This window comes from Aequorivita sp. IT1282, assembly GCF_058068205.1.
Genome location: NZ_JBYRHR010000005.1, coordinates 178,736 through 203,669, shown reverse-complemented (window position 1 = coordinate 203,669; position 24,934 = coordinate 178,736). Strand labels below are relative to the sequence as shown.

24 protein-coding genes are annotated in these 24,934 nt (G+C 36.9%); 10 read left to right on the top strand and 14 right to left on the bottom strand.

Annotated elements, in window-relative coordinates:
* Nucleotides 1-125: 125 nt before the first annotated feature.
* The 6 genes from AC3RVG_RS12385 (at nucleotide 126) to AC3RVG_RS12360 (ending at nucleotide 7,050) form a co-directional block, all read left to right on the top strand.
* Nucleotides 126-1,052, top strand: a complete 927-nt coding sequence (locus AC3RVG_RS12385; protein WP_489691779.1) for an ABC transporter ATP-binding protein — start codon at nucleotides 126-128, stop codon at nucleotides 1,050-1,052.
* A gap of 6 nt (nucleotides 1,053-1,058) precedes the next feature.
* Complete coding sequence (locus AC3RVG_RS12380; RefSeq protein ID WP_489691778.1) at nucleotides 1,059-2,366, top strand: ABC transporter permease; 1,308 nt, start codon at nucleotides 1,059-1,061, stop codon at nucleotides 2,364-2,366.
* Nucleotides 2,367-2,431: 65 nt separating this feature from the next.
* On the top strand, nucleotides 2,432-3,379 hold the full coding sequence (locus AC3RVG_RS12375) for a hypothetical protein (protein WP_489691777.1): 948 nt from the start codon (nucleotides 2,432-2,434) through the stop codon (nucleotides 3,377-3,379).
* Nucleotides 3,379-4,542: a sigma-54-dependent transcriptional regulator gene (locus AC3RVG_RS12370; RefSeq protein ID WP_489691776.1), complete on the top strand. Its 1,164-nt coding sequence runs from the start codon at nucleotides 3,379-3,381 to the stop codon at nucleotides 4,540-4,542. The genes AC3RVG_RS12375 and AC3RVG_RS12370 overlap by 1 nt, the downstream gene beginning before the upstream one ends.
* Nucleotides 4,543-4,705: 163 nt before the next feature.
* Nucleotides 4,706-5,584 carry a PPK2 family polyphosphate kinase gene (locus AC3RVG_RS12365; RefSeq protein WP_489691775.1) on the top strand — a complete coding sequence of 293 codons (879 nt, stop codon included), beginning with the start codon at nucleotides 4,706-4,708 and terminating at the stop codon, nucleotides 5,582-5,584.
* A gap of 74 nt (nucleotides 5,585-5,658) precedes the next feature.
* Nucleotides 5,659-7,050: a M20/M25/M40 family metallo-hydrolase gene (locus AC3RVG_RS12360; RefSeq protein WP_489691774.1), complete on the top strand. Its 1,392-nt coding sequence runs from the start codon at nucleotides 5,659-5,661 to the stop codon at nucleotides 7,048-7,050.
* Nucleotides 7,051-7,146: 96 nt separating this feature from the next.
* Here the strand turns inward: AC3RVG_RS12360 and AC3RVG_RS12355 are convergent, their stop codons facing one another.
* Together AC3RVG_RS12355 and rlmF are read right to left on the bottom strand one after the other, a co-directional pair.
* On the bottom strand, nucleotides 7,147-7,956 hold the full coding sequence (locus AC3RVG_RS12355; protein WP_489691773.1) for a DUF1853 family protein: 810 nt from the start codon (nucleotides 7,954-7,956) through the stop codon (nucleotides 7,147-7,149).
* A 143-nt stretch (nucleotides 7,957-8,099) separates the two neighbouring features.
* Complete coding sequence (gene rlmF / locus AC3RVG_RS12350) at nucleotides 8,100-8,948, bottom strand: 23S rRNA (adenine(1618)-N(6))-methyltransferase RlmF (RefSeq protein ID WP_489691772.1); 849 nt, start codon at nucleotides 8,946-8,948, stop codon at nucleotides 8,100-8,102.
* Between the two features lie 301 nt (nucleotides 8,949-9,249).
* Between rlmF and AC3RVG_RS12345 the strand changes: the two genes are divergently transcribed.
* Nucleotides 9,250-10,602, top strand: coding sequence for a flavin monoamine oxidase family protein (locus AC3RVG_RS12345; protein ID WP_489691771.1), 1,353 nt, complete (start codon nucleotides 9,250-9,252; stop codon nucleotides 10,600-10,602).
* 17 nt (nucleotides 10,603-10,619) lie between these two features.
* Here the strand turns inward: AC3RVG_RS12345 and AC3RVG_RS12340 are convergent, their stop codons facing one another.
* From AC3RVG_RS12340 to AC3RVG_RS12300, 9 genes are all read right to left on the bottom strand, one after another.
* On the bottom strand, nucleotides 10,620-11,360 hold the full coding sequence (locus AC3RVG_RS12340) for an AAA family ATPase (protein ID WP_489691770.1): 741 nt from the start codon (nucleotides 11,358-11,360) through the stop codon (nucleotides 10,620-10,622).
* Between the two features lie 190 nt (nucleotides 11,361-11,550).
* Nucleotides 11,551-12,006, bottom strand: a complete 456-nt coding sequence (locus tag AC3RVG_RS12335; protein WP_489691769.1) for a DUF1801 domain-containing protein — start codon at nucleotides 12,004-12,006, stop codon at nucleotides 11,551-11,553.
* A gap of 92 nt (nucleotides 12,007-12,098) precedes the next feature.
* On the bottom strand, nucleotides 12,099-12,449 hold the full coding sequence (locus AC3RVG_RS12330) for a DUF2200 domain-containing protein (protein WP_489691768.1): 351 nt from the start codon (nucleotides 12,447-12,449) through the stop codon (nucleotides 12,099-12,101).
* 28 nt (nucleotides 12,450-12,477) lie between these two features.
* Nucleotides 12,478-13,215 carry a hypothetical protein gene (locus AC3RVG_RS12325; RefSeq protein WP_489691767.1) on the bottom strand — a complete coding sequence of 246 codons (738 nt, stop codon included), beginning with the start codon at nucleotides 13,213-13,215 and terminating at the stop codon, nucleotides 12,478-12,480.
* Between the two features lie 176 nt (nucleotides 13,216-13,391).
* Entirely contained in the window at nucleotides 13,392-13,559 is a 168-nt protein-coding gene (locus AC3RVG_RS12320; RefSeq protein WP_489691951.1) for a glycine zipper domain-containing protein, read from the bottom strand.
* Between the two features lie 128 nt (nucleotides 13,560-13,687).
* On the bottom strand, nucleotides 13,688-14,218 hold the full coding sequence (locus AC3RVG_RS12315) for a hypothetical protein (RefSeq protein WP_489691766.1): 531 nt from the start codon (nucleotides 14,216-14,218) through the stop codon (nucleotides 13,688-13,690).
* Nucleotides 14,219-14,740: a hypothetical protein gene (locus AC3RVG_RS12310; RefSeq protein ID WP_489691765.1), complete on the bottom strand. Its 522-nt coding sequence runs from the start codon at nucleotides 14,738-14,740 to the stop codon at nucleotides 14,219-14,221.
* A gap of 599 nt (nucleotides 14,741-15,339) precedes the next feature.
* The gene (locus AC3RVG_RS12305) at nucleotides 15,340-17,112 is read right to left on the bottom strand and encodes a hypothetical protein (RefSeq protein ID WP_489691764.1); all 1,773 of its coding nucleotides are present in this window, start codon (nucleotides 17,110-17,112) and stop codon (nucleotides 15,340-15,342) included.
* A 152-nt stretch (nucleotides 17,113-17,264) separates the two neighbouring features.
* Complete coding sequence (locus AC3RVG_RS12300) at nucleotides 17,265-19,103, bottom strand: ABC transporter ATP-binding protein (RefSeq protein WP_489691763.1); 1,839 nt, start codon at nucleotides 19,101-19,103, stop codon at nucleotides 17,265-17,267.
* A gap of 99 nt (nucleotides 19,104-19,202) precedes the next feature.
* On the opposite strand from AC3RVG_RS12300, the gene AC3RVG_RS12295 reads away from it, so the two are divergent.
* The 3 genes from AC3RVG_RS12295 to AC3RVG_RS12285 all read left to right on the top strand — a co-directional run bounded on the left by AC3RVG_RS12295 (nucleotide 19,203) and on the right by AC3RVG_RS12285 (nucleotide 21,562).
* A complete protein-coding gene (locus AC3RVG_RS12295) occupies nucleotides 19,203-20,582 on the top strand; it encodes an MATE family efflux transporter (protein WP_489691762.1) in 1,380 nt (459 codons plus the stop codon).
* 91 nt (nucleotides 20,583-20,673) lie between these two features.
* Entirely contained in the window at nucleotides 20,674-20,904 is a 231-nt protein-coding gene (locus tag AC3RVG_RS12290) for a hypothetical protein (protein ID WP_489691761.1), read from the top strand.
* 82 nt (nucleotides 20,905-20,986) lie between these two features.
* Nucleotides 20,987-21,562 carry a phosphatase PAP2 family protein gene (locus tag AC3RVG_RS12285; RefSeq protein ID WP_489691760.1) on the top strand — a complete coding sequence of 192 codons (576 nt, stop codon included), beginning with the start codon at nucleotides 20,987-20,989 and terminating at the stop codon, nucleotides 21,560-21,562.
* Between the two features lie 141 nt (nucleotides 21,563-21,703).
* Here AC3RVG_RS12285 and AC3RVG_RS12280 read toward each other — a convergent pair whose 3' ends face one another.
* The 3 genes from AC3RVG_RS12280 to AC3RVG_RS12270 are packed head-to-tail and all read right to left on the bottom strand — an operon-like array spanning nucleotide 21,704 to nucleotide 24,744.
* Entirely contained in the window at nucleotides 21,704-23,329 is a 1,626-nt protein-coding gene (locus AC3RVG_RS12280) for an ArnT family glycosyltransferase (protein WP_489691759.1), read from the bottom strand.
* A 42-nt stretch (nucleotides 23,330-23,371) separates the two neighbouring features.
* Nucleotides 23,372-24,037 (bottom strand): lipid-A-disaccharide synthase N-terminal domain-containing protein, encoded by a 666-nt coding sequence (locus AC3RVG_RS12275; protein ID WP_489691758.1) that lies wholly within the window; start codon nucleotides 24,035-24,037, stop codon nucleotides 23,372-23,374.
* Nucleotides 24,034-24,744, bottom strand: coding sequence for a glycosyltransferase family 2 protein (locus AC3RVG_RS12270; RefSeq protein WP_489691757.1), 711 nt, complete (start codon nucleotides 24,742-24,744; stop codon nucleotides 24,034-24,036). Before AC3RVG_RS12270 ends, AC3RVG_RS12275 begins: the two co-directional genes overlap by 4 nt.
* Nucleotides 24,745-24,934: the final 190 nt, after the last annotated feature.

Sequence of the window (24,934 nt, the reverse complement as noted above, 5' to 3'; positions counted from 1 at the left end):
TCCAAGGCATTATTTTTTTCTCTTTCGTTTTTGCCTTTTCTATTGTCTAAAAAAAATCATAAATCTTACCCCTTTAAACTTTAGGGTGCATTCAAATCAATATATTTACAGAACAATTTAACTTTATGGAAAAACTTTTAGTAGTCAACAATGTTTCTAAAATCTACGGCGATTACAAAGCGCTAAACGATGTATCCATCGAGGTAGAAAAAGGAAGCATCTTTGGCTTGCTGGGTCCTAATGGGGCCGGAAAAACTACCCTTATACGAATCATCAACCAAATTACAATGCCCGATGCTGGCTCGGTTATTCTCGACGGAGAGCCACTTCAGCCACATCATATTAAAAACATTGGTTATTTACCCGAAGAACGCGGTCTTTACAAATCTATGAAAGTCGGGGAGCAGGCACTATACTTGGCGCAGCTTAAAGGGCTAACAAAACAAGAGGCTAAAGAAAGATTAAAATATTGGTTTGATCGGTTAGATATAGGCGATTGGTGGGATAAAAAAATCCAGGAGCTATCTAAAGGGATGGCGCAGAAAATCCAATTTGTAGTTACCGTGCTTCACGAACCGAAACTATTAATTTTTGACGAACCATTTAGTGGTTTCGACCCAATAAACGCCAATCTAATTAAAGATGAAATTCTTAAACTTCGCGATGACGGGGCAACGGTAATTTTTTCAACGCACCGTATGGAATCGGTGGAGGAAATGTGCGATCATATTGCGCTAATACACAAATCGAATAAAATATTGGATGGAAAATTAATCGATATAAAGCGTCAATATAGAAACAATACTTTCGAAATTGGTTTGATTACTCAAAATCCCCTAGAAGCTACGGCTTCGTTAAAGGAAAAATTTGAAATTTTCCCAGCTACATTTACAAGTATCAATGACGAATTACAATACAAAATAAAGAAACCAGATTCAGTTTCGCCTAACGATTTTGTAAACTATTTAACTTCGCTTGGACAATTAACCCACTTTGTAGAAGTGGTGCCATCTGTCAGTGACATTTTTATTGAAACCATCCAAAAAAATTAACCAATAATGAACCATCTTCCTCTAATAATAAAAAGGGAATACCTAACCAAAGTTCGCAATAAATCCTTTATTGTGATGACGTTTTTGAGCCCGCTTATTTTCGTTGGTATTTTTGCTTTGGTAGCATATTTATCCAGTCTTAACAACGATACCGTTCGTCAAATTTCAGTATTGGACGAGAGTGGAATGTTTGCAGATGAATTCAACTCTACGCCACATTTACAGTATAAAATGCTAAGTGGATTAGAGTTGGAAGATGCAAAAAAAATAGCTGAAAACGGTGAGATTTACGGCCTTTTGTACATTCCAAAAACGGAAAGTCTCGATCAACTTTCAGAAAAAATTACCTTTTATTCTGAAGATTCGCCATCGTTGTCATTAATGGGCGACATCAATGATTTGCTTGAAAATAAGGTAAACAACCTAAAATTAAGGGAAGCTGGTATTGATTCAGAAACCATTAAAAGCCTTCACATAAATATTAGGGCCAACCAAGAAACCTTTAAAGGAAAGGAAACATCAAAACTTGGCTCGGGTCTTAAGCTAATTTTTGGCGGTGCCGCAGGGTATTTGCTTTTCATGTTTATCATTATTTATGGAAATATGATAATGCGAAGTGTAATTGAAGAAAAAACAAGTCGCGTAATTGAAGTAATTATTTCATCTGTTAAACCGCGAACATTGCTACTGGGGAAGATTTTCGGAACCACACTTGCCGGAATTACACAGTTTGTAGTTTGGGTGGTGTTAATTTTGGTTTTAATGACGGTTGTCACCTCTGTTTTTGGAATAGATCCTTCTGCTGGTTCACCCTCGCAACAGGTATTGGAAAATAGCGTAGCTGGCGGGACCCAAGAGATTATGAATAATGTAATGATAGAAATCAACAATTTGCCTATTACAAATCTAATTGTAATGTTCCTGTTGTTTTTTGTGGGCGGTTACTTGTTATATGCTTCCTTGTATGCATCGGTAGGTGCTGCTGTAGATAACGAAACCGACACCCAACAATTTATGATGCCTATTTTAATGCCTTTAATTCTGGCAGTTTATGTTGGCTTTTTTACGGTAATAGATAATCCGCACGGAACTGTTTCGCAGGTTTTCTCGTATATTCCTTTTACATCGCCAGTGGTAATGTTAATGCGTATTCCGTTTGGTGTTCCGCTTTGGCAACAAATTATTTCGGTAGTTATTTTATTCGCAACATTCATTGCTATGGTTTGGTTTGCGGCTAAAATTTATCGCGTAGGTATATTAATGTATGGTAAAAAACCAACGTACAAAGAAATATTTAAGTGGCTGAAATACTAAAATATCCTTGCCGAAGTATGCTATGAAATCGGCGGTGATTTTCCTAATAATAAAAAAAAGAAACTATGAAAAAGAACACTTTTATTGCCTCATTTCTTTTGCTTTTTGCTTTTGGAATGACTGCTCAAACTACAGATTTGGCGAGAATTGAATATTTGAACCTGAATTTTTCGAAGTCGGAGAATTCTATTAATCGTTATCGTGCCCTGGTACAAGCGCCTATTCCTATTAATAAGGAAAAGAAAAGTTTTTTTGTTGTTGGTTTGGAATACCGATACGTAGACATAAATATTAAAGACAGTGAAGATCTTTCGGCTTTTATGGGTTCAGTACCTCCCTCTGAAAATATTCAAAATAATCTAGTTACCTCTGTTAAACAAATGGACGGATACGTAGGCTACACTTGGATGCAGAACGAAAATTGGCGTTTTGGAGCTAAGGCTGGGGTTAAAATTCAAAGTGATTTTGAAGGTAGTTTGATGAGCGACGATTTTATTTATGAAGTTGGAGCCTACGCCATAAACGATAATAAAAATACTATTGAAGAGGGCGAAAAACCTTATAGATTTATAGCTGGACTTGTTTATTCCACTACTCCCGGAAGATGGTACCCTTTGCCCTTATTAAATTATTATAAAGAATTTCACCCTAATTGGACATATACGCTGGGAGTGCCGAAAACGAACGTTAGGCATTATTTAAATGACAATCATAAAGATGCTTTACAGGCATTTGCTACGTTGGATAACATTTATGCCAATATCCAGCAAAATTTTGATCCCGTAGGAAACCTTGGCGAAGATGGCACAGTTGCCGAAAGTATACAATTGACAATTGGTCTTTTAGGCTTGGGTTACGAGCATTTCTTTACCGAACATCTTTTGTTTTATGGTTATGCAGCGCACTCGGTTTATAACGATTTTAGATTGGAAGATGGCGATGGCAAAAAAGTTTATAAAATTAATACCGAAAATTCGCCTTATTTTAGGGCAGGTTTAAAATTTAAATATTAATGGCGAGAATACTTATAATAGAAGACGAAGCAGCAATTAGAAGGGTTTTAGTGAAAATTCTTTCCGAAGAAAATCAAGGATACGAGGTTTTTGAAGCCGAAGATGGCCTTGCCGGAATGGAAATTATCAAAAATGAAGATTTCGATTTGGTGCTTTGCGATATTAAAATGCCAAAAATGGACGGCGTGGAGGTTTTGGAAGCTGTAAAAAAGATAAAACCAGAAATACCGATGGTTATGATTTCCGGCCACGGAGATCTTGAAACCGCAGTAAATACAATGAAACTGGGGGCATTCGATTATATTTCGAAACCGCCAGATTTAAATAGATTGCTTAACACAGTTCGTATTGCTTTAGACCGAAAAGAATTGGTGGTTGAAAATACGCGCCTCAAAAAGAAGGTTTCGAAAAACTACGAAATGGTTGGTGAATCGCCAGAAATTGAGCGAATAAAAGAAATGATCGAGAAGGTGGCGCCCACCGAAGCCCGCGTTTTGATTACTGGCCCCAACGGTACCGGAAAAGAATTGGTAGCACATTGGCTTCACCAAAAAAGTGAACGAAGCAATGGCCCAATGATAGAGGTTAACTGTGCTGCAATCCCAAGCGAATTAATTGAAAGCGAGCTTTTCGGCCACGTAAAAGGTGCATTTACTTCAGCAATTAAAGACCGTGCAGGAAAATTTGAAGCCGCAAACGGCGGAACAATATTCTTAGATGAAGTGGGCGATATGAGTCTTTCTGCACAAGCAAAAGTGCTTCGAGCATTGCAAGAAAATAAAGTGCAGCGCGTAGGTAGCGATAAGGATATTAAGGTAGATGTTCGGGTTATTACAGCAACAAATAAGGATTTAAAAAAAGAAATAGCCGAAGGAAACTTCCGTGAAGATTTGTATCACAGATTGGCGGTTATCCTTATAAAAGTACCGTCTTTAAACGATAGAAGAGACGATATTCCTTTATTAGTAGATTATTTTTCTGAAAAAATTTCAACCGAACACGGCACAGCTAAAAAGAATTTTACCGCTAAAGCCATAAAGCAATTGCAGGAGTATGAGTGGACTGGAAACATCCGTGAGCTTCGTAATGTTGTGGAGCGTCTAATTATTCTAGGCGGAAAAGAAATTAGTGTTGAAGATGTGAAACTCTTCGCTAGTAAATGAGTCCATTAGTAGGTGAAGCTTTCTGCTGGCGTTGAGAATTCATATAGTTTAAAGGTTTGTGTGTTCGGCGTTTAATTTTTATTGTTTAATTTCATACGGATAATGAAACAATCGCCTCAAAAGTTTCAAAAAAATCTAAAGTATTCACAGTATCAGCAGCGCTATGAAAGAAATAAAAATTGAAGATTTTAAAGTTACCGAAACCATAAAACTGGATGGCACTCTAAATACTTGGGATTTAGAAGCGTCTAAAGACGAACTGGAAGAACAATTAGAAGACACCCGAAGAAAGCTGGGTAAACTTCAAGATACCTTATACGCACACGGAAAATACGCCGTTTTGGTTTGCCTTCAAGGAATGGATACCGCAGGAAAAGACAGTCTTATTCGCGAAGTATTTAAAGATTTTAACGCACGTGGAGTTGTCGTTCATAGTTTTAAAACGCCAACTGCACTAGAGAAAAGACACGACTATCTTTGGCGCCATTACATTGCTTTACCCGAACGCGGAAAGTTTGGCGTATTCAACAGAACACATTACGAAAACGTGCTGGTAACAAGAGTTCACCCAGAATATATTCTTGGCGAAAATTTGCCCGATGTAAATAGTTTGGAAGATATTGACGACAAATTTTGGGACAAACGCTTTCAGCAGATCAACGATTTTGAAAAGACGATTCAACAAAATGGAACGGTCATATTCAAATTCTTTTTAAATCTCTCCAAAGACGAACAAAAGGATCGTCAACTCCGAAGATTAGATAGGCCAGATAAAAACTGGAAGTTTTCCCCAGGCGATCTTGACGAACGCGCTTTGTGGGAAGATTACCGAAAATATTATGAAGAGGCAATTAACCGCACTTCAAAACCGAATGCGCCTTGGTATATTATTCCTTCAGACGATAAAGATACCGCGCGAGTTATAGTTGCTGAAATTATGCTGCAGGAGCTAAAAAAATATAAAGACATCAAAGAACCGGAACTAGATGACGATATAAAAGCCAAAATTTCCGAATACCGCGAACGTCTTAAAAATAGTTAATTGTATTTTCGTTTTAACACATATTTCTGTCTGTTCGAACACAGTTGAGAACTAATTCTTTTAAAATTCTATTCATGAAAATCTTCCCAATCTCTACATTACTTTTCTTTTTATTTCTTTCATCAGCAAGCATTTCGCAGAATGCGGTTCAAGATTCTTTAATGATGAAAAAACTTTATAATGCAGCGTTAACCGACGGAACAGCGTATGATTGGCTGGATCATCTTTCTAACGAAATAGGTGGCAGACTTTCAGGTTCCTTTGAAGCTGAAAAAGCTGTAAAATATACGGAAGCAGAATTAAAAGAACTTGGTTTCGACAAAGTTTGGCTACAGCCCGTAATGGTTCCAAAATGGACTCGTGGTTTTAAAGAATACGCCTACATAGAATCGCCCTCTGGCGAAAAAACGGTAACAAATATTTTAGCACTTGGGGGTTCTGTTCCCACTCCTAACTTAGGCATTAAAGCGGAAGTTGTGGAAGTTCAGAATTTTGAAGAGCTGGCAACTTTAGGAAAGGAAAAAATTGCAGGTAAAATAGTTTTCTTCAACCGCCCAATGCAGCCAGATTTAATTCATACAGGTCACGCTTATGGCGGCGCAGCAGACCAACGTTATGCAGGAGCAGCGCAAGCGGCTAAGTATGGTGCAATAGGCGTTTTGGTGCGTTCATTATCATTAAAAAGTGACTATACACCACATACGGGCGCAATGAGCTATGGCGACACTACGGAAGCAAATAAAATTCCGGCAGCAGCAATTAGTACTAAAGATGCAGATTATCTTAGCGGACTGTTGAAACTTGTACCACAACTGCAGTTTTATTTTAAGCAAAATTGTAAAACTTGGGACGATGTGCCGTCATTTAATGTAATTGGTGAAATTACTGGTAGCACCTATCCTAATAAATATATGGTGGTTGGCGGACATTTAGATAGTTGGGATGTTGGCGATGGCGCGCAGGACGATGGGGCAGGAGTAGTGCAAAGTATGGAAGTACTGCGATTATTCAAAAAAATAAATTATAAACCAAAACACACCATTCGCGTGGTTTTGTTTATGAATGAAGAAAATGGTTTACGCGGCGGTTTAAAATATGCCGAAGAAGCGAAACGAAAAGGTGAAAAGCACGTTTTTGCTTTAGAAAGCGATAGCGGTGGCTATACTCCAAGAGGTTTTTCGCTAGAAACTGATGCTGCCAACTTGGCTCAAATCCGGTCTTGGTCATCACTTTTTTCACCTTATTTTATTCATTTATTTGCGGAGGGACATAGCGGTGCAGATATTCGCCCAATGACCGGAAACATTAATGTTCTCGCTGGGCTGCAACCAGATTCACAACGTTATTTTGATATTCACCACACAGCAAACGATACTTTCGACCAAGTAAACAAACGCGAGTTAGAACTTGGAGCAGCAACTATGGCTAGCTTAATGTATTTAATGGATACTTACGGGGTTAAATAAGTGTTCAGTATTCAGTGATCAGTGTTCAGTGGCAGTTTTTGAAGCATCTTTTTATAATTAATTCTGAATTCAGAATTCAGAATTGAAAAAATGCCATTACCACCAAACAACAAAAATACGTTCCATTTTATGGGGCGTTTTTTTATAGATTAATGGCGATCTTTCATTTTGAATTTGCGTCTGAATCTCTTTTTCTACTTCGGAAAAGGAAAGCCAAGTTTCAATAGTTTCCGTCGGTAAAAGCCATTCTTTTTTAGTGGGAATTGCGTACAGAGCAGTTTGATCTTCTTCGGCGAAATCGATTTGTTTTATCCAATGCCCAACAATGCAAGCTGCATAATTATTTGCGAAAGCACTGCGATTCATTTTCTTCGGAATAAATAGAAAAGCTTTTAGACACAATTGCTGAACTGTTGGAATTTCGATTTCGAGTTCTTCTAACTTTTGAATTGTTTCAAGCTTTTGCAGTAATGGAAATTGCTTCAACTTTACCTTTTCCAATTTATCAAAAAGGCTGTCTTTTCGGTTTGGGCCAATCCATTTTTTTTCTTCGGTAGCACCAATAGTTTCATCGTACAAATAAAATTTACACGCCAATTCTATATGAATAACCGCTTCATTTTTCAGATTCTTAACTATGAAATCCAACTCGCCTAGAGTTTCTTTTTCACCATTTATTTGAAGATTAGCGGTGAGAAGTTTATAGTTTTTAGAACCCTTTATATATGCCTCAAAACAGGCTTCGGCTTGCATTCCGACTACCAAATTATTTGGATAATTGAAGTCAACTTCACTTAGCTTTTCATCTAAAAAGTCAAAGTTTTCAAAGGGATATTTTTCCGACGATATTTTTAATTCGGGAGCATTTATAAATGAATTTAGGATGTCTAAATCTTGTGATTTCAAAAGATGAAAAATACTTTAGTTATATTGGGTTGCCGTGTAATTTATTTCTCCGTGCTTCTCAGCGGTTCTCTGTGAGGTTTTGTGTAATAGTTGTTTCGCAGAGGTTCACGGAGTAAACAGAGTTGCACAAAGCGCTTTAAAAGTTAAGCTCTAAACTTCCAAGCTATAAATCTACTTTGCTTATTGCCTTGTTCCATTTCAACTATTTTCACTTCAGTTGGCTTGGTTTTATTGATTGCTCGTTTAATATTTTTCAAGTTCTCTTTTTGCGAAACGATAGATGTAAACCAATGAACCTGCTCTTTAAACTGTATGCTTTCTTCGGCCATCTTTTTAATAAACGCTTCCTCGCCTCCTTTGTACCACAACTCGTTGCTGAGACCACCAAAATTCTTGGTGTTTTCTTGGTTAAGCTCCAGGTTTTTAAACTTGCGTTGGTTGCTCTGTTCGGCCTCGGTTCGGTTTTTAAAAAAAGGCGGATTACAAACTACCACATCAAAATTATCTGTGGGCAGGATGATGTTTTCCAAAATTTGGGTTTTGAACTGTTGGTGCCGCAAATCAATATTTTTTAAACTCTCATTTTTACTTATGATTTCCTGCGCAATGCCCAGTGAATCTAGATTTACTTCACTGGCAGTAGCCTTCCATTGAAAGTGACGTGTGGCAAGAATGGGATAAATTAAGTTGGCGCCCGTGCCAATATCCAACAAATGAATATCCTCTTTGGGAAGCAAATCTGCAACATGTAAAAGATAATCTAGCCTACCGGGAATGGGCGGACAAAGATTATTCTCGGCGATGTGCCATTCTGAAATGCCATAGTGTTCTTTTAGCAAAGCCGTATTCAACGCCTTTACCGCCTGGTGATCGGCAAATTTTATGGAGTTGTTGCCAAATTCATTTTCAAAAACGAATTCTTTTAAAGGCGGGTACGTTGCTATAAGCGTTTCAAAATTATAGTCTTTATTAAAGGGATTTTTGGGATGCACAGCTTGTTTTTTTAGAAAAGTAAAGGTACTACAATATTATTGGCCTATTTCCGCAAGGTTGGGGAAGCTTAGATTTCGCACTTAAATTTTCAGAAATAAAAAAATGTTGAACATATAGTAAAAGAAACTATCTTAGGAGTTAATAATGAGCTGATTGCCTTTTGTTTTTAAAACGAAACTGGTTTTGGCGATAGACGATTTAAAAACAAAGTATGTGATATAGATTTTACGGCTGGGAAAATACTTTTTGGAATGCATTTTATTTTCAAAATATATAATTAATCTTCAACAACCAACCATTATGACGACCCGTAGAAAATTTATCCAGCAGGTATCTGTGGCTACTGCCGGTACCATTTTTTTGCCAACTCCTTCTTTTGGCAACATTTTTACTCCCAAAGCAAAATCAGTAATTATTATTGGCGCTGGTTTCGCTGGCCTTGCGGCAGCCTATAAGCTGAAACAACGAAATATAAACTGCACAATTTTGGAAAGCCGCCCACGCATTGGTGGACGTGTATTTTCCCATCAAATAGATAAGGATTTGGTGGTAGAACTTGGTGGCGAATGGGTGGGCAACTCGCATACCCGAATACATGAACTTTGCGGCGAGCTAAATTTAGAACTTCAGAATAATCAGTTCGATACTCACTTAATTTACAAAGGTGAATATTCGCCAGCGGGAAAGTGGGACTACAGCGAAAAATGGAACAACACTATGACCAAAATGCTGGAAGACTACGGCAATATTTCAGAAAAAGAAAAACTAATTATGGACAAAATGGATTGGTGGCGCTATCTAGTTCAAAACGGTTGCGATGGCCGCGATTTGGATATTCGTGAATTGATGGACAGTACAGATTTTGGCGAAAGCATTCGGCAGGTTTCTTCCTTCGCGGCTTTGGCGGAATATGCCGAAAGCAGCGAAAAGAATGAAATGGATCTTAAAATAAAAGGTGGAAACGGCATGCTGGCTGAACGCCTTTCAGAAAAAATAGGAAAGGAAAAAATTCTGCTGAAACACACCGTTAGTAAGATTGTGCAAAACGATAAAGTAAAAGTGTATTGCGACAACGGTTCTGTGTTTGAGGCCGATAAAATTATCTGTACCATCCCAACTTTTGCGATGAACAAAATAGACTGGCAACCCGGTCTTCCCACTGAAAAAGTGGGTGCTATTAACGAACTGCAATACGCTCGCATTAATAAACACGCCATGCTTTTTAACGAACGGTTTTGGAAAGACGAAAGTTTTGATATGCTTACCGATCAAAATCCGCACTACTTTTATCACGCAACAAAAAACCAAAAATCTAATAAAGGCGTGCTAATTTCATACAGTATAGGCGATAAAGCTGCTATAATTTCAAACCAAAACGATGCTTGGAATGCTAAAATGGTTGCTGATACTTTAAGTCCGCATTTTGGAAATGTGGCTAGTAAATTAGAAAAGCAGGTAAATTATTATTGGGGCACAGACCATTATTCAAAAGGATCTTATGCAATGTATGGAAAAGACCAATGGTTTAGGGTGCGGCCAATTTTACAGCAACCTTTTTTGAATACACACTTTGCTGGAGAACATGTGGCAGATTGGCAAGGATTTATGGAAGGCGCAATTAATACGGGGGAAGAAGCTGCCGAAATGATTTAAGAAATTACCATTCTAAATTATTGGAGCAATTTTTCTTGAAGCATTGCCTTTGTTTTTGCTTCCTCGTTTGCAATAATTGCATTTTTTACCGCTCGAAAAGTGATGTCTTTTGCTTCGGCATACGAAATGTTATAAACACGTTCCACGTTGCTGAATTCTTCGGGAAACTGCTCCAAAAGCGAATCGTAAAAAATGTCTAATTGGTCTTGATTTGGCAGCTCGAATTTTAATTTCAACTGAAATCTACGCAATAGTGCGGTATCAATAACACTGGGATGATTGGTTGCCGCAATTAATAAAACGTTGCTTGGCAGCTCGTCTATTAACTGAATTACCGTATTTACCAATCGTTTCATTTCGCTGGAATCTGTATCGTCGTGATCGCGAAGTTTGCCGATGGAATCAAATTCGTCTAAAAGCAATACCGCATTTTCTCGAGCGGCTTTTTTAAACACTTCGGTAATATTTCTGGCGGTTTCACCCAAACGAGAGGAAACTATATTTCCAAGATTTAAGATGATAATCTTTTTGTTTAACGCCTGCGCAATGGCTTTGGCAGTGGTTGTTTTTCCACAACCGGTGTGGCCAAAAAGAAATATTTTATTATCGACCGGAAGCTTGTATTGGTTTAAAACTTCGAGGTGTTTAAACTCTTTCAGCAATTGATTTAAAACATTTTTATTCGCCTCGCTTAAATGAATTTCATCCAAGCCAATAGCTGCTTCTTTAGAAATGATTATAAAATCTGATAAAGCCATTTGCATGTGAGTTTAAGATTGCAAAAATAGCGAAGCTTTTATTATGATTGATAGGTTTTTTGGAGAAGAAAATCTATTTGTTATTATCAATATTAATGTCTGGTTGCGCGCAGCCGATAGTTTTCGACTGCGCTCGAACGGACCGATGATTCGGGAGAAGTTTTAAATTTATTGCACTGAAAACCGCTATTTATCTTTTTAAAACACTTTCATATTTCGCAATCCATTCATCTACGGAAAGCTTTGTGGAGAGATCTCCCAACAATTCAAAAGGAATATTTTTAGGGTTTTTAAAGCGAACGCAGCTTTTCCCCATATCTAGTTTTCCCTTTGCGTGTTTGGGGTATTCTGCAACAAACCACGCCATAAGTTCCGGATCTGTATAAATACCAGAGTGGTAAAAACCGATGTGATTTTTCTGCGAAGCAATGCTCATAAACGGCAATGCATCTGTGGGCTTGCAGTGGTAACCGTCCGGATAAATGCTGTGCGGCACCACGAAGCTTATCATTCCGTATTGCATGGTTTCTTCAAAACCTTTTGGGAGATTGTTTTTTACTGTTTCGCGTAGTTTTTGTATAACTTCCTTTCGATCTTCGGGAAGCTCAGATATGTATTGGTTGGGAGTGGTGGCTTTTGATTGCATTATTTAATTTTCAAGATTCAAGATTCAAGATTCAATGTTTAACGTATAAGTTACGAATTTTGAAGGAATACTATTTATTGATTAAACACTTTTTACTTTCTTAAAATCGTTTCCATCTTTTTGCCTCTTGCCAGCTCGTCTATTAGTTTATCCATATAACGGATTTTTTGCATCAGTGGTTCTTCAATATCTTCTACGCGGTAGCCGCAGATTATGCCCGTAATTTTTGAAACATTTGGGTTTAATTGTGGGGCTTCGGCAAAGAATGTTTCGAAGCTAGTTTTGGTATCTATTTGCTGTTGCAAACCGTTTTGGTCAAAACCCGTTAGCCAGCAAATAATAATGTCTACTTCTTCTTTGGTTTTTCCTTTTTTTTCTGCCTTGGTAATGTAGTGCGGGTAAACACTGGCGAAGGACATTTTATAGACTCTTTCGTTTTTCATTATGTGCTATTGAAGTTGGAGGGCTAATTTACATAAAGATATTCTTTACCCAAAGGGCAACGACGCGCCATGGCGCACTATCGAAAGCAATAAGCTCGAAAGATTGTTCAACAATAATAAATAGTCCCACATATTTTAGGGTAGGGTGTATTTTACCATTCTTTAGTTTGTCCCATATCCATGCAACAATAATTAGGCTATAAGCAAGCACGATGGCGAACCAAATTTCGGGATGCGGAATGCTGGGGAAGAAGTGACGAAACCGAAACCACGCTGGCCAAAGCACAACGATGGTGGCCAATAGCATTAGCCGTTTGTGTACTGCAGATTTTTTTCTGTAATAAATACCCGCAACTACCAAGCTAAAAAATAAAAGTCCAGAACTTAGTACTCCCACAAAACCTGAATATGCGGTAATACCAAACCCAAGCGCCAATTCTTTTTCTACCGCAAAAAGGCCTACGGGTATCATGGTTATAGATACTCCTGCGGCAACCAAAAGCCCCACCATTCCCAAAATTTGATGGATGTAATATTTCCGATTGTGTATTAATGCCGTTTGCACTACAAAGAGAATAATCCATAAAAAAGCGAATGCCCCATGTAAATGCACTGGCCAAGGTGCTGAAAAACTACCTTCATATACCGGATAAAAAAATGTCTTTGAAAAACCTATGAGCGCTACCAGCAAAGCCAATATAGCCATAATAAAGAAAAAAGAAGGAGTTCTTTTTTTGTGCAGCCGTGTAGTTTTTACATTGGGCATAACTAATTCAGGTTGGTACAATTAAAGATAGGAATATTTTTTAATTGAAGTGCAATTGCCTCACAATGAGTTAATAATTTAGATTAACTCCTATAATGCTTTTGATAGTGTAGGGTTACTTTTACAGCTTTATATTATTGGGCATGAGCGGGAGAGGCTCGCGCTAACTGGTAATATCATTCTTTCTTATTTTTTTTATTCTGGCCCATGGATATACCAATTCCGGCGCCAATAGCTATTCCTACTGCGATCCACAACCCAACATTATGCGTTAGAACACCTATTACACTTCCAATGGCAACACCTATTGCTGCTCCCAAAGCTGTTTTTTTTTCGTTTTTTATAATGTTATAATTGTTTTAGATATATGTTGCTAACGTGCGACAGGGGAATTAAGCACAACGTTTAATGTACAATGCGCATTAATACATTTTACATAGTGTTAGGTGCTTTTATTATTTAATAAATTGTCTCACTCAACTTTTACTAATTTACCCATCTTTAGTTCTTTTTTAGCTACAACTTGATAGGTATTATTTTCACTGACTAATATCATTTTATCAGTTTGTTCTATCAAACCATTCAAATCAATATCTAATACTTTTATATCATTTGATTGAGAAGTGCCACAAATTTCCAGTACAATAGGGATTAATTGAAAATATTCTTTATTGTCCTCAGTAATAAAGTTAAGTTTTGTAAATAATAGAGGGCATCCTAATCGGTTATCGCTACCGCCACCAATTCCTGTGTAAGAATATTGTAAAGTATATATATTTAGCAAGCTATCATAGTTGGTATTAGAACGATATCCCATTATTCCTGATTCATTAGTTGCGAAAATGCCATTTTGATATAATTCTAAACTAATCAGACTATCGTTTTGATTGATTTTTGTAAAACTAATTTCGATTTTCTTGGATTTAAAAACACCGTCTTGAGCAAAAGAAATATTTCCAAACATTAGAATAATAAATGTCAGGACTATGTTAACTTTCTTCATTTAATCTTGAATTTTATTATAAGTTGTATCGTCTGAATAAGTACTCTTTATGAATTTTTTTGTTTGCTTTCTCCAGTTAATTTTTTCGATAATATAATGTGGCATATTACTATTTAGGTATATCTTTTCTCTATCTTTTAGATCAAAGTCGAATAAAAACTTTCCTGTTCTAAACTTAAAATCTACAGCGTAGTATTTGTCTTCATTATTAAATGGTAGGTATATAATCATACTACTATTATTGTGATATAAAGCAAATGAAAATCGTGGTCCTATGGTTGTAATATTTAAAATAAAATAATTCGTTTCTTCATCATAATCAAAGTAATGTTTTAGGTCTTCATTTGGAATGGTTCTTCCATACACATCTGCAAATTTATATTCTGTCTTAAATTGTTCTAGATTTATTTTTTCATTGTTTTCATCACGAAGAATTAGTGCAATCCGTGTATCAAATGATGGCTGTGCATCAACTTGAAGGTAGCTAATTAGTAAAAAAAGAAGTATGATTGAATTTTTCAAGTATTTGATTTTTTTAGAAATGAATTGTCGTTCATCTGAATTGTACCTAAAAATGTGGATAAACACCCTAGATTGTTTTGAAAAGGTCGCATTGCAAATGCTCCATTTAACTAGACTCGCTTTACAAAAGCGCGCCAGGGGTGCGAGCGGGAAGCCAGGGCTAGCGGGAAACCTTTAATTTACTAATGTGGTATGTAATTAAATATAGGATTGACACAAGCATTAAAATATTAATGGCAATGTTAATCGCGTTCATATGCTCGTATTGGTTCAATGATAATATTAAAATTGTTAGCAAAAATAAACTATGCAAAGTCATCATCAGAATTCTATTTCGTTTCTTCATTTCTTTTTTCTGAAAAGGAACCAGTACGTTTATTAGCGAATAAAATACCAAGAAAAGAAAAGTAAAAAGAATAGCATAAGAATCTACAGAATTCCAATCTAAGTATTCGGATTTATCTTTAACCATTAAGATAACCGTGAGTATTGCAAATAATACCCAAATACCAAATAAGAATGATATTATTGAATTAATAAGTTTCATATTTCAAATGTTGGAGGGGACGAGCGGGACGCTCGCGCTAGCGGGGGAAGTTTCAATCTCTCGAGCCATTGCCGTTTAAAAAATGTCTAAGATCATTTTTAGGTCTTTTATTTATAATTAATGCTAATTCATCTTTATAAGACATAACAGGCTCATATAATTTGTGATAGGCTGTGCCAACTGCACCTGAGAATAAAATCATTTGTATTTTTTTTTGACCATCATTTAATATATGTCCAAGAGAAATCCCAGGGTATGGATCGATGTAATATATTTGATTAATTTCTAATTGTTTTGCTTTCTTAGCACATAATTCACAGGGACTCGCGGTGGTAAATAATATGCCATTTTTTAATGGTTGTCCTCCATATTTAGAAATTTGAAGCATTGCATTTTCCTCCGCGTGTAATGATCTAGTATGAACTTGATTTTCTTTCTTTTCAATAAAATTTTGAAAATCCTTAAAACAATACGCGCAATTTAATCCTTGAGTAGTCTCAATTTCTACATCCGAATAGTAATCTTTGAATTTAGGGTTAAAATCTTGATTTTCATCTCTTTCGTATGGACTATATGCTTCAATATCTTCACTATTCTTTAAATCATGAATATTTCTAAAAAGGCAAGGTGTTACATTCTTTGGAACATCATTCCAGCCAATCGACTTAACTGAAAATTCCTGATCGGTAATTACCGCGCCAACCTGTCTTGAAATGCATCCAGAATTACTTTTTGCTACATATGCTATTTGCATACATCGTTCTTGTGCGGAAGGAGTAATTAAGCCAGGATGTAAAATTAGTCCTACATATCTAATAATTTGACCAACAAGATAGTACTTCGATTTTCTTATTATATTTTCTTCATTCAAATCCCTTTTTAAGTCTTCTAATGGTGGATTATTATTAAAATAAATATCACTTTTCTGTATACAGTTTTGAACGTCTTGAAGGTAGAATTTACCTTCTGAAACTCCTTTTCCCTTATATTCAATATTATCAATTTCTAGAATTTGTTTAACTGTAGAGGAATCATTATATCTTCTCATTAAAAAATTCTCACAATGTGTTGAATTTACTGCTATCATATAGAATGCAGAATACCTTTCTTTAAAGAACATAATTTCTAAAGAGTTTCTTAATGAATCAATCACAATATGGCAATTTCTTTTTTCTGACCCTTTAATAACCCTATTAATTGTTTCTGCAATCGTAAAAACATTAACTTCCTTGCTCCCTGGATTACCATAACAATTTCCAGTTTTTCTAATATTATTCGCAATTTGGGAAAAAAGTTTTATTCGTCTAATAAATTCATTATTACTTCTCAGTATATCATTAAAATTATCAGATAATTCCTTATAATCAGTATTAAAATATAAACTTGAAAGTTTTTTTAACTGTTTTTTATCTTTTAGATTTTCATCTAAGGAAGGAATTGATTTTACTCTGTCAATAATTTTTTGAGAATTCTCAAATAAATGTTTTATGTTATTTATCTCAACTATATCATATTTACAATTTTTGAGCGTAAGGTAAAACTCTTCAAGATTACTTCTTAAAATATGAAGTAATAAAACCTCCTTATAACTTATAGTTTTATATACCTTCCAATTAGCTTCCGCAAATTTGTAGGAAATATTATACTTGCGTTTTGTATTATTTATATCATCAGTTTTGAAAGGTTGGATATTAGAAATTTCAGAGAAATTATTAGATAATATATGAGCCACTTCGGATACTCCTGCTCCTGATCTTCCAGTTAAGCCAATAACAGAAAATGAACTACGTAATGAGTAGATTTCATCAGTTAGATTTTTTTGCATATAGTAATGTATTAGTTAAAATTCTAACTAAAGTATAATATATAATGTTAATAGCACAAGTTGAAGTGTATTAAACCTCAGTTTAATCTAATTATTAGAAATTAAAGTGGCGATAAATTTTTATTAAGAAGTAAATTGTTATTCTTTCACCCCTACTGATACCCCGCCGCCTGCAACTTAAACAACTCCGAGTACAATTTTGGGTGCGCCATTAACTCTTCGTGGGTGCCAAGCTCTAATACTTGTCCGTTTTGCAATACCAAAATACGGTCTGCCATGCGCACGGTGCTAAAGCGGTGACTAATAATAATGCTGGTCTTACCTTTGGTGAGCGCAATAAAACGTTCAAAAACATCGTACTCCGCTTGGGCATCCAGCGCGCTGGTGGGTTCGTCCAGCACCATAACATTGGCGTCTTTCATATAGGCGCGGGCGAGAGCCACTTTTTGCCATTGTCCGCCACTTAGTTCTTGGCCTTTGTAAAAACGTCTTCCCAAGCGTTGTTCTAGGCCATCGGCCATTTCTGTCACTACTTGTTCGGCGAGACTTTTACTGGCGGCGTAGCCTATTACTTCATCGTTATCAATTTCAGAAATATTACCCACCGCTATGTTTTCGCGCAGGGTAAATTCATATTTAAAAAAGTCTTGAAAAATTACGCCGAAACGTTTTCGGTACGCATCCACATCAAACTTATTTATGTTGATGCCATCCAAAAGTATTTCGCCTTGTGTGGGTTCGTAAAAACGGAGGAAGAGTTTTATAAGCGTGGTTTTTCCTGCGCCATTTTGGCCCACGAAAGCCATTTTTTCACCAGCTTTCATTGAGAATGTTACGCCTTTTAAAACATCGGTTTTACTACCTGGGTAGGCAAAGTGTAGATTATTTACTGTGAATCCTTGGGTGATGGTTTTGGGCATTGGGGTTTTTGCTTCTGCAGTCTGCTCGATGGTTAAATCTATAAAGTCGAAATAATCCTGAAGGTAAAGCGCACTTTCGGCAATACGGGTAAAGCGCGAAAAGAAGCCCTGCAGATTGTTTCGCAGCCTGTTAAACGAGCCTGAAAGAAAGGTGAGTTCCCCAATACTAATAGCGCCCACCAACACGCGCATAATTATATAAACGTAGGCGCCGTAATAGCTAACCACCCCCAAAACGTTAAACATAGAACCGTACAGACTTTGCTTAAGCGACAGTTTTTTGTTAATGAGGTAATAGTCGTTTGATAGGTTTTTAAACCGTTCCGCGATAAAATCTGTTAAGCCGAAAAGCTTAATTTCTTTTGCAGTTTGGTTGTTGGCGCCGATGAAGCGCAGGTAATCCAATTCGCGACGTTCAGCCGTCCAACTGCGTGCTAACGAATAACGGGTGCTGCTAAATTTCGCTTCATTTATAAACGATGGAATAATACTGAGGATTAAAATCAGTATTAAAATAGGTTCAAAATAAACCAATCCCGCAATAAGTGAAATCATTGAAATCAGGCTTTCGGCCTGCCCCAGCGCATTGGTCATTAAATCTACGCGGCTGTTGGTTTGGGTTCGGGCGCGTTCCAGTTTGTCGTAAAACTCTGGGTCTTCCAGTTGCGAAATGGTGAGCTCGGCAGTTTTGCGAATTATTTTTTCGGAAGACATATTGGAGTATAAATCGCCCAAAAGTCCGTCGGTAAGGTTTATAAATCTCCCCAACAAATCTGAAAGCACCGCCACGCAGAATTCGATGATTACTAAATTCCAAAGCAGCGTAAAATCTTTGTCTTCGAGGGAAACTTGCAGGATTATTTCGTCAATAATCAGTTTCCCCACCCAAAGGATAACCACGGGGGTGAAAGCGTTTATTAGCCGGCTAAATGTGTTTGCGAAAAACAACCTCGGACTGCTGCGAAATATTTCCTTAAAAAACCGTGGAATGGTTTTTAGGGCCTTAAAAGAATCCTTGACACTGGTTTTCTTTTCTTTTTCGGTAATGGATTTTGGTTGAGGTCTGGCCATTTTTTTAATTCTGAATTCTGAATTCAAAATTCAGAATTATTGAAATACAAAGCTATTCTAAAAATCACAACAACTATCTTTGCGCAAAATTTTTAGACATTGGCGCTTTCAGATTACACTAAAGAATTTAAATTCAACATCAAGTTGGCGACCCCTGTAATTTTAGGAATGCTGGGTCATCAAGTGGTGGCGTTGGTCGATAATATTATGGTTGGGCAACTTGGTAGTGCCGAGCTTGCCGCCGTTTCCTTAGGAAACAGTTTTATGTTTGTGGCGATGAGTATTGGGATTGGATTTTCTACTGCAATCACGCCTTTAGTAGCCGAAGCCGATGGTGAAGGCAATCTCGAAAAAGGAAAGTCTACTTTTAAACACGGGTTGTTTTTGTGCATTATGCTTGGCTTGGTGCTTTTTGCAATGGTAATGTTTGCCAAACCATTAATGTACGTAATGAGCCAACCGCCAGAAGTAGTGGATTTGGCGATGCCATATTTAACGCTGGTTGCGGCATCCTTAGTTCCGTTAATTATTTTTCAAGGTTTTAAGCAGTTTAGCGACGGTATGTCTATGACGCGCTTCCCGATGTATGCAACTATTATAGCCAATTTGGTAAACGTATTGCTGAATTATATGTTCATCTTTGGAAAGTTCGGCGCACCAGAAATGGGCGTAGTTGGCGCAGCAATTGGAACGCTGGTTTCGCGAGTTGTAATGGTAGGTTATCTTTGGTATTTGTTGAGCCGAAAAGAAAAGTCGCGCTATTTTGTTACCGAAATTAAAATTTTCACATTAAGCAAAGCAATGCTGAAAAAGTTGTTGAACCTCGGATTTCCTTCTGCTATGCAAATGTTTTTTGAAGTGGGAATTTTCACTTCGGCAGTTTGGCTTTCTGGAATTCTGGGAAAAAATGAACAAGCCGCAAACCAGATTGCACTGAATCTATCTTCAATGACTTTTATGGTTGCGATGGGTTTTAGCGTGGCAGCTATGATACGGGTGGGCAATCAAAAAGGATTGAAAAACTTTCTAGCTTTGCGTCGTGTTGCAATTTCAATCGTTTTACTTACGGGGCTTTTATCGTTAGTATTTGTAGCCGGATTTATAATATTTAAAGACTCTTTACCGAAAATATTCCTCGATTACGACAATTTAGCACTATTTGCAGATAACAACGAAGTTGTAATCTTAGCGTCACAATTATTGATTATTGCAGCTATCTTCCAATTTACTGATGCTTTGCAAGTGGTTGCGCTTGGCGCATTACGCGGAATGCAAGATGTAAAAATACCAACTGTGCTTACGTTTATAGCCTATTGGATTATCGGTTTTCCTGTTTCATATTACTTAAGTATGCATACTTCATTAGAAAGTATGGGAATCTGGATTGGATTGTTCGCAGGACTAACGGCCAGTGGAATTATGTTATTCATCAGATTTAATTATCTTTCCAAGAAATTGATTAGGCAGGGTGCTGGATGATGAGTGCATGAAATTTTATAATAAAAAAGGTTGCTGAGCGGAGGCGAAGCACCAATTAACGTTTACAAATAATACTAAACTACCTCAAACAATGGATTTCCCAAAATATTTATTAGGCGACAATAGCGAATATCCCACTGCGATTTTCGTAATACATACTGAATTTCCTCGTTTCATAATTAATCTTGAAGACGATGAAGTGGAATGGTTGGAAGATTTTGATAAAGAAGACCAAAAAGAATTGGAGGCAGAAGCCGAAGGATTAATTCAGGGTGCCAACGATTTTTACGATCGTGAGATTGCACTTTACGACGAGGATTAATTTATATAACCACGAATTATTAAATTAAAACATTCGTGCTTTCGTGGTGAAAACTGCACTGAATTTATAGAATTACAGAATAATGCTCGACGAACTTTTAAAATACGATACCGAATTTTTTCTCTTTTTAAATGGTTTAGGAAATACATCTTGGGACGGATTCTGGCTATTTGTAACCGAAAAGTGGTCGTCTATTCCGTTGTATGCCTTTATGCTTTATTTAGTTTATAGACATTACGGTATAAAAGGAACTTTGGTTATTATGGTTTCCGTTGCATTAATGATTACGGCTACAGACCAAATAGCAAGTCTTTTTAAATACGGAATTATGCGTCCAAGACCTTGCAAAGTTGAAGAATTACAACCACTTATGCGATTTGTGGCAGATGGTTGTGGTAGGTATGGATATTTTTCAGCACATGCGGCAAGCTCGATGGCTGCAGCTGTTTTTCTTGGATTGAGTCTTCAGAAATGGTATAAATACTTACCGTTTTTATTGCTGGTTTGGGCAGTAATTACTGGCTACAGCCGAATCTATTTAGGCGTCCACTACCCGCTAGATGTAATTAGCGGAATGGCTTTTGGCGGATTAACAGGCTGGTTATTTTATCTGCTTCAACGATGGGGGCAGAAGAAGTTTAAAACTCAAAAAGCTTAACTTTTCTCATAAACCTGACAGGTTTTTAAAACCTGTCAGGTTTGGAATCAAATGTCCGTTCGAGCGCAGTCGAGAACTTCTATTCCAGGTAAATTTACTTACACTAAAAACCTCTCGACTGCGCTCGGGGAGACAATTCAGTTACTCCTTCGTAACAATAAACAACTCTCTGTACAATCTTGTTTTATGCGTTCGGCTGTCCGGACCCTTCGGATTCATATCGTAACGCACTATGTGTTCTCTTTTAAAATCTGGATATGTTTGTGCGAAATGCTCTAAACTTTCTTCAGAAACCAACACACCAAATCGGTTTTCTGTGGGCGTTATAAATTCTCCATCTATATTTAACATTTGCATCTTTTCGCCATAATCCCAAATAAGTTCGGGTGTCATTCCTGAAAATTCATACACTTTTAGATTCTCTTTTTCTTCAAAATTGTGCAATTCTGAAAACGGTTTGTAATCTGGATTTATGGTTATAGCGTTGCTCAATGGAAGTCCGAACCAAATTACGCTTACAATAAAAGCAATGGTTAAATAAAAAACAGTTGCAATTTTTCTTCGGAAAAGATTTCGAACAATAAATATTGCAATTATAAATAACGCGATGGAAAGCAGTACAAACCAAAGCCAATTTCCAGCAAGGCCGTCCTTCAAAAATATGTATCCTCCTATTGGAAATGCAATGCCAATTAAAGCAATCAGCCCAAAGTTAAAATAGACGGGAATAGTTTCGCGTTTATCTTTTAACTCTTTAAATCTTCGGAAGAGATATTCAATATAAAACCCCGTATTCAGTGCCATCGGAATTAAAACTGGTAATAAGTAGCGCGATTTTTTCTCAGGAATTAAGGAAAGTAAAATCACGGAAATCATCGTCCAAAGAAAGGTGAAGCGATACGCTTTTTTATTGAAAACTCTGTTTTTTAAATATGGATACAACAAAGCTATAAACGCGGGGATGGTCCAAATGCCGCTTTGGGTGAAAAAGCTCCAGTAATAATAAAATGGTTTTGTTTCGTAGCTAATCCAATTGGTGGTTTCTTTTTTGGTAATCTCTACTGCCGCAGGATCAAAATTAAGCGTGTACCAATGCCACCAGCTTGAAACTACAAATGCGACTGCTAAAAATGCAAGCAACGGCAACCAGCGCGCTTTAAAGTTTTTGTATTTGTAAACAATTCCGAAGGCAATTAAGAAGGGCAGGAGCAAACCATAAAATGAAACCGGTCCCTTGCTTAAAAACGAGCAGCCGAAGAAAAGGGCAGCTAAAATCGCGTTTCGGTATTTGTGGGTTTCTTCCGTGAAAAATAAATAAAGTAGATAGATACATCCCACCATAAAACCGTGCGTATAAATATCCCACTGTCCATCGCGTGCAGAAGCAACGATGTAAAAAGAGGTAGCCATAATCAGCGAGCTGATAAAAGCATAAAGTTTTTCAGAAGTAAGTTTTTGTGCAAATTTGAAAGAGAACAAAACCAAAATCAAAGTCATTATAGCAGCCGGAAGTCGCAATGCCCAAATTGTTTTTAGACTAAAAATAGCTGCGGAAAAAGCCGTTAACCAAGTGGGAAGCGGTGGTTTTTGGTAGCGCGGTTCGCCATTAATTGTGGTAAGCAGCCAGTTGCCGTCGTTTAGCATTTCGCGGGCGGTAATAAAGTTGCGCGCTTCCATAATATTTACTGGCAGTGCGTCTAAATTCACAAAAAAGATAGCTGCGCAAGTGAGTAATAAAAGCAGTAAATAGTTTTTTTCAATTTTCATCTGTATTAAATATTTGATAAATAGGAAGATGGAATGCCCAAGTTATTCATTTTCGGTTGGTTCATAATCTTTAATGGGCATTTCATAACGCACTTGTTTTTTCCAAATGAAAATATTTCTGACGTAAATAATAAGTCCGGCTGCGTGACCAACCAATAGCACGGGATCTTGTCTAAAAATTCCGTAGGTTAAAATTAGGGAAGCGCCCAAAACACTCATTCGCCAAAAGCCGAGCGGCAATTGCGAGGTTTTTGTTTTTTCGGAAACGATCCATTGATATACAAACCGCAACGTAAAAATTACTTGCGAAACGATGCCCAAAAGTAATAACCAGAATGGAATGTCGTCGTTATTAAAAAGTTTATCGATATCGTATTCGCCGTTATTGTATGCGTAAAGCACTACAAACACTGGGAATACGTATAGAAAAATCTGTAGCCATTTTGGCGATTTTTGCCATTCGCCCTGTAATTGTAAATTTCGAATATAGATATAATACGTCAGTGCTTGCCCGAGCATAATGGCAAAATCGTCGCGTAAATGTCCATAAACGAAAAGTAAAAAGGAAGCGATTAAACTCAGTTTCCAAAATGTTGACGGCGTAATAACACGTTTGTTTTTTTCGGAAAGAATCCATTGCACAAAAAGCCTTCCGCTAAAGAGGATTTGCGCCAAAAAACCAATGCTGTACACAATCCAATTGCTCATCCTTTGCTCTTAATCTCGTAATTGATGTATTTTTTCTTCATCCAAAGGTAAGCGAAGCAGTCCATTAAAGGACCAAGTAATCTGTTCCATAGTCCGAATTTTGCTGTGCCCGCCATTCGCGGAAAATGCTGCACGGGTATCTGAACAATTTTACCATTTTGCAATAAAATCATTGCCGGTAAAAAACGGTGCAAGCCTTTAAACATAGGGATTCGCTTGGCGTTTTCGGTTCTAATTACTTTTAATGGGCAGCCAGTATCGTCCATTCCGTCGTGGGTAAATGCGCGACGGATGCCATTTGCAATTGTGGACGACATATTTTTTACGAATTTGTCTTTCCTATTTGCACGAACGCCAGTAACCAAATCATAATCGCCAATGTGTTGCAGCAATAAATTAAAATCTTCGGGCGCGGTTTGCAAATCGCTATCTATATAACCAACCAACGGACTTTCAACATGGTCAAAACCCGCTTTAATCGCGGCGCTTAACCCTCGGTTTTCTTTGAAAGAAATATATTGAAAATCTTCATTGCGTTTGCAAATATCCTCAATCAACGTTTGGCTATTGTCTTTAGAACCATCGTTTACAAAAAGAATTGAAGTTTTCTTTGTGGCAATTTTGGTGTAGGCTAATAATTCTTTTTCTACCCGCTGTAGGTTTTCTTCTTCGTTGTAAACGGGTACAATTATGGTAAACTCGTACATTTAGTTTTTTTGAAAAGCTTTGTGCAAAAGTATTTCTTTTTTGTAGAATACAGCAGAACGTTAAAAAAGATGTTATTTTGCAGTTGAAATTGGAGTAGGATACAATACCAAAGCGAAACAGGACGGATTTCGAATTTAAATCTGTTGCCGTTTTTGGTTCTTGATTCCCTTCAGTCTTGATTCAAAAAAT